The sequence below is a fragment of the Bradyrhizobium sp. Cp5.3 genome, from assembly GCF_000426265.1.
Lineage (GTDB): Bacteria > Pseudomonadota > Alphaproteobacteria > Rhizobiales > Xanthobacteraceae > Bradyrhizobium > Bradyrhizobium neotropicale.
The window spans coordinates 65467-71738 of record NZ_AUFA01000035.1 but is presented as its reverse complement, the minus strand read 5'-3'; the positions used below and the strand labels follow the sequence as shown (position 1 = coordinate 71738).

Sequence of the window (6272 nt, the reverse complement as noted above, 5' to 3'; positions counted from 1 at the left end):
CAGCGGCTGTCGAGGCCATGCGCCAATACTGGATGCCGATCCGCTACGCACGCGCCCGCTGATCACCGCAGACGTGGAAGCTCATACCGGTTACGGCCCGATATCGCCATGGCTCGACAAAGCTGCCGGCCCATAGGCCGGCGCTGGCGCGTTCCGCACGCTGTTGCGCCTCGGTGTAGTGGCCCCCAGAGTATTTCGGCCAATCGAGCGCGTGCCCATTCAAGACCATCCAATGCGCGATGTCCGGGCCTGGGTCTCCGATCTTGCAAACGGCGACAACGCGGCTGTATCGGTCCCGGTCTTTCGGAACGCAGGTCACTGGGCGCGGGATCACGTATAGCAGGCCGGCCAACGCTGTCGCGGCCTTTTGGCCGCATCGATAAAGTTCGCTGTCGTCGCCACGGCAGAGCTGATTGCCCTCCGGCGCGTCGATACCCCACAATCGGATACGCGTGCCGTGGATTTCGATCGTATCGCCATCGATCACGCTCGCTAGGCCGATGATATTTTCAGCCATCGCTGGACGGGCGGTGAGTAGCGTGGCCGAAATAAGCAGCCGCAGGATCAGATCGAAGCGTCTGAGACAGTCGCGGGAGGCACTCGCGACCGAGTGAAGGTTACACATCTCAAACGCTCCGTATGCGTGTCGATCGTCGACGGGGCGGTCATTGCATTATCGTTTGGGAACCGAAGGCGCGGCTATCATTTGATTTCTGTTGCGTCGAACGACGGCCTCAGGAACGGAGTGCAGCGCGATTATTTTGGCTTTGGGACATGCAAACGAAATGCCCTTGATCCTGTGGTCAGGATCATCTTCGAGCTCGCCCTCAGGCTGGACCTCATAGACGATCGGGCTGCGTGCGCCTGAAGCAAAGAACATCGCGCCTGCGATGTCCTTGGTAATGTAAACACGATCTTTCCGCAGCAGCGGATTGTTAGGCATTCCGGCTGCGCCGGTCTCTTCAGGCGGCAAAATGTACTGCCCAACTAGGAGGCCCGAGTTGCCGCCATGATAGTAGCGCTTGTTTCTAGGGTCTTGCGCGTCATACATGCGTCGAAGCTCCACATTTCGCTTTTCGGGAAAGACGCTGGTGCAGTTGTCGTCACCTTCGCTATCAGGCACGGCGCGGCAGGTTCGAAGATGTGCGAGGTCCTCAGATCAAGCGAGCCCGCCGCCGGTCGCTCGACGATAGATCGGGGCGGCATAGCCTGAACCAAAACCCCCGCTCGGGCGGTCCTCCCGGCGGGGGCTAATTCAATGGATGGAGCGCGGGTTGGCGCTACCGAGGCCACTTGGCATCGGTTTCTTTGATCCCGGCGCGCCCTAGATACTCGTCATACTTGCCCGATCCGGAAATCTCATCAAATAGGCGCCACACGGCAGATTGTCGCCTCGACACTTCCAATTCCTTGGAAGATTTTGGCAACGGAAGCCGTGCGCGGTCGCCGTCGACGTGCACGGTTATCTCTCGCAGAACCGGAACGCCGTTATAGCGGAAGTCAACGAACGTCGAGCTGGCATTCGGGTCGGCAAATTCGTTCGCCCATTTTTCCTGAAAACGATCATTGTCTGGGAAGCCCATGGCGATCGAAATGCTCAGGTCCTTTTCATAGACAAGCAGCTTGTAGTGCTCTCTGACCTCGACCCAATGCTGGCCTGAACCGTTGGACGCTGCGGACATCTCCTGGGTGAAAATCGGTTGCTGGATGACCCGCCAGTCAGAGGCGTCGCTGTTTTCAATCGTCTTGATCAGACCGTCCAATGTCATTTTCTATTCCCACGCTCGGATGAGTGTTTTGCGGATCGCACCCTATGCAAAGCAGATGTTGCTGGTCTTTATCTTGATCCGATGAGGCGATCGGCCCGATCGATATGACCGATCGGACCGCTTTGAGACAAGTCCCTTTAGTGTCCTGCGCGAAAAAGGCCGGAACCGATTGCCCCCCGCGGCAGGCGCGACACTGCGGCGGGTGCACTCAGGCGGTCGCACGCACAGAATCTCTGCTGTCCGTCACGAACGGGCAAATGCCAGAAACGCTCCGGACCGAAATTGACGAGCCGGGACTAGACTCGTGCCAATTAGCTCAATGACGCGCTTGTGGCGCTTTCGTCGATCGCGCTCTTTCTGGCTGTTGGACGCACCGGTGCCTGCATGCATGTCGGGTGCGATCATGTCTGCATGGTTTGGCTTCTGCGGAAGAGATGTATCGTACACACCGACCAGGCGAGAATCCTGATCATAACGCACAACGGCAGCTGCAAACGCGCATACGCCGTGGAAATACCTTGCGCGGCCACTGGCAGTCGAGCGCGCCTTCAACTCATTGAGCGTGAGCTCAAACTCATCGTTCGTCGCGGAGTTCCTGAGCACGCTCACGCCGCTGTAGTCCAATTGCACAAGCATTGATGGATTAAGAGTGCCATCCGGCAGGAGGCTATTAGGATCGCTCACGATCAGATTTAGCGTCTCCGCATCAGCGACCCGACCTGGAGAGGTGTCGCCAAGCTGGTACGCTTCGCATCCACACATCTCCGGCGTCGCTTGATGTAGCCGCTCAGCAATTCTCTCCGGCGGCATGCTCGCAATAGCCGCTCTGCAGTTCTCGCTGCTCATGGCAGGATTAGGTTAGAATGATGGAAAGCTCATCGGGCAGCTTGCGCCCAGAGAAGGGAATATCGTCGTGGAAATTCTCCTGACCGTCGATCTCTGCGTACCAAGTTAGCCGCTCGGCTCTATCGACTGTCAGGTGCAGGTAGAAGCCATTGACACGAACAACAAACGTCGGCCGACCAAGAGCGTCTACGGTGAAGGTCGGACGCCCCCATCTTCGATCGTTGTTGAAGAACACTGCGAGCATTTCGGCCGTATTCAAAGCAGCGTGGTCTGGCGCCGCAGCATTGCCACCGTCCCATCCGTGAGCCAAGCCGCGATGCTGATCAATCAGCGAGACGGTCTGCGTCAGCCAAGGGCTGCGCGAAGTAAATATGCCGGCTGGTGCTTCGGTAGCGGACGAAGATCCAACGAGACGGAGATAGTTCACTCTGTCGATGTGCGCAGGAGAGCGAATATCGCTTCCACTGCGCGTCAGCACGGGCCGCTCACGGTCCTTGTCGAGAGAGGATGGCTGATAGGTAACATTTAAATCAAGCGCCGGCATTAGGGGGCCTTCCGGGCGTTAAGCTCAATACGACTCGCCATCTCGTCGGTGATGATATCGCCAAGAATGTCTTTGAGCGCAAGATGCTGATTTTCGAGACGTTCGACTACAAATCCTTCGTTCAAGGCCGAAGCCGACGTCCTGCCGTAATCCGGAATGTTCGGCTGATCCACCAAGCTTGAGTATATGCCTACGGACGGGCGACCTTGCAGGGCCGGATCCTGGGTAACATCAACGACATCGACGTTAACGTTCGTCAGCCTCCGCAAGTCACCTTCCTTGCCGAACCAGCCGGAATGAGAATGCCATTGCCGCGACTGCCGAACGGCTTCTGGCGCAAGGTAGGTGCAATTTGCCCTTAGCACCTTCTGGACATCAAAGTCAGCCCATGTCCCCGACCAGACGAATCGGTCCCAATATTCCAGCCTGACTCCAGCAATCGAAACTATCTCCAAGAACTCTGCAAGAGCCGGGAGCACGTACCTCTCAATTGCGCCGATGAACGGCTGCCACCGCACGTAGCTGTGCGTCGCCCAAACGAGGTTGTCGGGTGCCACCGAGAAGGTCGTGGTCTGATCCGGCAACGAAAACACACGAGGGCCGCCGACCGGCGCAGGGATGGAAGCCACGCTACCATCCGGATTGACCTGAAAAGCGAGCGATGAGACGGCTTGGGACTGAAAGTCCTGCGATCTAAGTCGGCCCTCCATTGAATTTGCGATCTTCTCGAATGCCTTCTGAGGCACGGCCGGCGCCAGCGCTACTGATGCTGCGCAGCGTTCGATGGCATGCCGGGGAAACACCGGGGCGAAATGCGGCTGAGTGCTCATGGTCGGGGCGCGCTGGTGATACGTGAGTCGAAACTAAGCGCGAAAATCAACAATTTTTCCTGAAACTCGAGGTCCAACCCAGCGCAAGGAAGCAAATATGACGCGGCGGCACAATGCCCTTCAAAGTCCCCTCCAAGAGATAGTGACCACGCGGATCCCTGGCCGAGACGTCCAGTCATCGAGATGCTGGACATCTACTGGACATGTGCCGCTTTCTATCGCTTAACCCATTGAAATCGTTGGCGCTCCCTAGCGGAATCGAACCGCTCTCTCCACCGTGAAAGGGTGGCGTCCTAACCGATAGACGAAGGGAGCAAACGCCCGCCGCTTGTCACGGCACGGCCGTTCGCCGTGCCGAAGCCCGCGCGAGTCACGCTCGGCGGTCGCGGCGGGCGAACGTATAGTGGCCTTTCCGCCCGCGGGCAAGCCATTCGGGAACGGGTCCCGTGGGCCGGGGATAAGCGCCGGCCCCGGGGGTATTCGGGCCCGATTTCAACGGTTTCTTAGGGTTCCCTGAGATAGCGCTGAAGCGGGAGAATTCCGTCAATGCCACCGCCCAAGAAGCGTGCAGCCCGCAAATCGCTGTCGCAGCATGCCTGGATCACGCTCGACGGCGGGTTCGCCGCGCGGCACTGCTTGGTCCAGGACATCTCCACCACGGGCGCGAAAATCACGCTCGACGAGGATGCGAGCCAGCTCCCGGGCATCATCCGCATGGCGTTCGCGCGCGATGCCCGCACCGGGCGGAGCTGCCAGGTGATCTGGCGCCGCGGCCGATCGGCCGGCATCAAGTTCGTCTGACCCCGGCAAGATGCCCGATGGCGCCGGGCCTGCGTCCGGGCTAAAACGCGCCGATGCGAACACTCCTCATCAGTCTCGTTGGATTTGGCATGGTGTCCGCGGCCACGGCCGAGACCATGCGTCTTCCGGCCGCCGAGCGGCCGCAAGCCGGCAAGACCTTGCCGCTGAATGGCACGGCGGGGACGGCGAAGCCGAACTCCTGTGCGTCCTTTGGCCGTGGCTTCGTCATGGTCGAGGCCACCGGGACCTGTGTGAAGGTCGGCGGCTCGATCAGCGTCGACACGACGATCCGGCGCTAGAGGATGCCGCCGGATCTCCTGCGGCTCGATATCGTCGTTCCCGTGCTCTTCTATTGCGCGCTGCTGTTGTGGGTCGGACGCGGCCTGAACTGGCTCCAGAAGCTTGCCACCGCCGTGGTCACGCTCGCGCTGATCGTCTGCGTGCTGCTGGTCGAGCGCGGCTGGCGCTAGGGCATGGGCAAAAATCGCGAAAACAACCCCATGCAAAGTAGCCGATGACTTCGGCCGTGATGCCCGAGGCTTGCCGCGGAATCGCGATTCATCGCGAATTTAGTGCGCCCTAGCCCGCGCCAGCGGCTCACGACATCGGCGGCGCGACGTGCTGCGCAAACCCGGGGCGGCGGCCGAGCTCGGCGAGCCAGCGCGTCAGATGCGGCTGCGCCGGCCGGCTGATGCCCTCGACGCCGAGCCAGCGCCGCGCATAGGCGCCGACCGCGAGATCGCCGAGGGTGAACTGATCGCCCTCCAGGAAGCGACGTGTCGCGAGCTGGCGATCGGCGATCGCCCAGACCTCGGCGGCCGCATCGGCATCCTTCTGCACCTGGATCATGTCGCGCTCTGCAGGCGCGGTGCGCACGATGCCCCAAAACACAGGACGGTCGACCGGTTGTACGGTCGACAATGTCCAGTCGAGCCAGCGGTCGACAGCGGCGCGACTCTTCGGCGCCTCCGGATAGATCGGCGTGCCGCGGCCATGGGCGAGGCAGAGATAGCGCAGAATCGAATTGGATTCCCACAGCACGAAGTCGCCCTCGACCAGCGTCGGGATGCGCGCATTTGGGTTCATCGCGAGATAGTCGGCCTCGCGCGTCTTGCCGTACTGCATGCCGGCATCGATCCGCTCATAGGCAAGGCCGAGCTCGGCGAGGCACCATAGCACCTTCTGCACGTTGACCGAGTTGGCGCGGCCCCAGATCGTCAGTTTCGGCGTTTGATTGTCCGGCACGTGGTTCCTCCCGCGGCATCTGGCTTTGCGCGGGGTGATAGCGGAATTCGGCTCGGCGAGCGTCGGCGATTGCGCCGGGCGCTCATGCAAAAAGCTCCGCCAGAGGCGGAGCTCTGATGCAAGGCTCGTCGATGCGATCAGTGGCCGAAAATCAGCCACAACAGAATGATCACGGGAATAGGCACGCCAAGAAACCACAGCAACAGCCCTCTCGCCATTGTGTCCTCCTCCAATCTC

At 60.4% G+C, this 6272-nt stretch carries 10 protein-coding genes and 1 tRNA gene; 3 read left to right on the top strand and 8 right to left on the bottom strand.

Translation table 11 applies throughout. The annotated features are described in order from the left end of the window. Nucleotides 1-43: 43 nt before the first annotated feature. The 7 genes from K289_RS45855 to K289_RS0132190 form a co-directional block, all read right to left on the bottom strand. Nucleotides 44-625 (bottom strand): thermonuclease family protein, encoded by a 582-nt coding sequence (locus K289_RS45855; RefSeq protein WP_084788802.1) that lies wholly within the window; start codon nt 623-625, stop codon nt 44-46. Between the two features lie 48 nt (nt 626-673). Then, nucleotides 674-1051, bottom strand: a complete 378-nt coding sequence (locus K289_RS45850) for an NAD(+)--rifampin ADP-ribosyltransferase (RefSeq protein ID WP_051311017.1) — start codon at nt 1049-1051, stop codon at nt 674-676. A 229-nt stretch (nt 1052-1280) separates the two neighbouring features. Next, a complete protein-coding gene (locus K289_RS0132210; RefSeq protein WP_027555242.1) occupies nt 1281-1769 on the bottom strand; it encodes a hypothetical protein in 489 nt (162 codons plus the stop codon). A 243-nt stretch (nt 1770-2012) separates the two neighbouring features. Then, nucleotides 2013-2615, bottom strand: a complete 603-nt coding sequence (locus tag K289_RS0132205) for a hypothetical protein (RefSeq protein ID WP_027555241.1) — start codon at nt 2613-2615, stop codon at nt 2013-2015. Between the two features lie 7 nt (nt 2616-2622). Then, entirely contained in the window at nt 2623-3159 is a 537-nt protein-coding gene (locus K289_RS50880) for a hypothetical protein (RefSeq protein ID WP_027555240.1), read from the bottom strand. Next, nucleotides 3159-3989, bottom strand: a complete 831-nt coding sequence (locus K289_RS0132195; RefSeq protein ID WP_027555239.1) for a TIGR04255 family protein — start codon at nt 3987-3989, stop codon at nt 3159-3161. Before K289_RS0132195 ends, K289_RS50880 begins: the two co-directional genes overlap by 1 nt. Nucleotides 3990-4229: 240 nt before the next feature. Then, nucleotides 4230-4304 (bottom strand) — tRNA-Glu (locus tag K289_RS0132190). A 231-nt stretch (nt 4305-4535) separates the two neighbouring features. Here K289_RS0132190 and K289_RS0132185 point away from each other — a divergent pair. Genes K289_RS0132185 through K289_RS50875 form a run of 3 tightly spaced genes read left to right on the top strand, consistent with a single transcriptional unit; the run spans nt 4536 to nt 5260 of the window. Further along, on the top strand, nt 4536-4790 hold the full coding sequence (locus K289_RS0132185; protein WP_027555238.1) for a PilZ domain-containing protein: 255 nt from the start codon (nt 4536-4538) through the stop codon (nt 4788-4790). Between the two features lie 53 nt (nt 4791-4843). After that, nucleotides 4844-5089: a hypothetical protein gene (locus K289_RS0132180; protein WP_027555237.1), complete on the top strand. Its 246-nt coding sequence runs from the start codon at nt 4844-4846 to the stop codon at nt 5087-5089. A gap of 3 nt (nt 5090-5092) precedes the next feature. Beyond that, the gene (locus K289_RS50875; RefSeq protein WP_156918306.1) at nt 5093-5260 is read left to right on the top strand and encodes a hypothetical protein; all 168 of its coding nucleotides are present in this window, start codon (nt 5093-5095) and stop codon (nt 5258-5260) included. Between the two features lie 127 nt (nt 5261-5387). Here the strand turns inward: K289_RS50875 and K289_RS0132170 are convergent, their stop codons facing one another. Further along, nucleotides 5388-6035, bottom strand: coding sequence for a glutathione S-transferase family protein (locus K289_RS0132170; RefSeq protein WP_027555236.1), 648 nt, complete (start codon nt 6033-6035; stop codon nt 5388-5390). Nucleotides 6036-6272: the final 237 nt, after the last annotated feature.

Bases quoted from the DNA above. Each gene is read 5' to 3' on its own strand.
- K289_RS0132210 (WP_027555242.1), bottom strand. From the start codon at position 1,769: ATGACATTGGACGGTCTGATCAAGACGATTGAAAACAGCGACGCCTCT.
- K289_RS50875 (WP_156918306.1), top strand. From the start codon at position 5,093: ATGCCGCCGGATCTCCTGCGGCTCGATATCGTCGTTCCCGTGCTCTTC.
- K289_RS0132195 (WP_027555239.1), bottom strand. From the start codon at position 3,989: ATGAGCACTCAGCCGCATTTCGCCCCGGTGTTTCCCCGGCATGCCATC.
- K289_RS0132205 (WP_027555241.1), bottom strand. From the start codon at position 2,615: ATGAGCAGCGAGAACTGCAGAGCGGCTATTGCGAGCATGCCGCCGGAG.
- K289_RS0132185 (WP_027555238.1), top strand. From the start codon at position 4,536: ATGCCACCGCCCAAGAAGCGTGCAGCCCGCAAATCGCTGTCGCAGCAT.
- K289_RS0132180 (WP_027555237.1), top strand. From the start codon at position 4,844: ATGCGAACACTCCTCATCAGTCTCGTTGGATTTGGCATGGTGTCCGCG.
- K289_RS45850 (WP_051311017.1), bottom strand. From the start codon at position 1,051: ATGTATGACGCGCAAGACCCTAGAAACAAGCGCTACTATCATGGCGGC.
- K289_RS45855 (WP_084788802.1), bottom strand. From the start codon at position 625: ATGTGTAACCTTCACTCGGTCGCGAGTGCCTCCCGCGACTGTCTCAGA.
- K289_RS50880 (WP_027555240.1), bottom strand. From the start codon at position 3,159: ATGCCGGCGCTTGATTTAAATGTTACCTATCAGCCATCCTCTCTCGAC.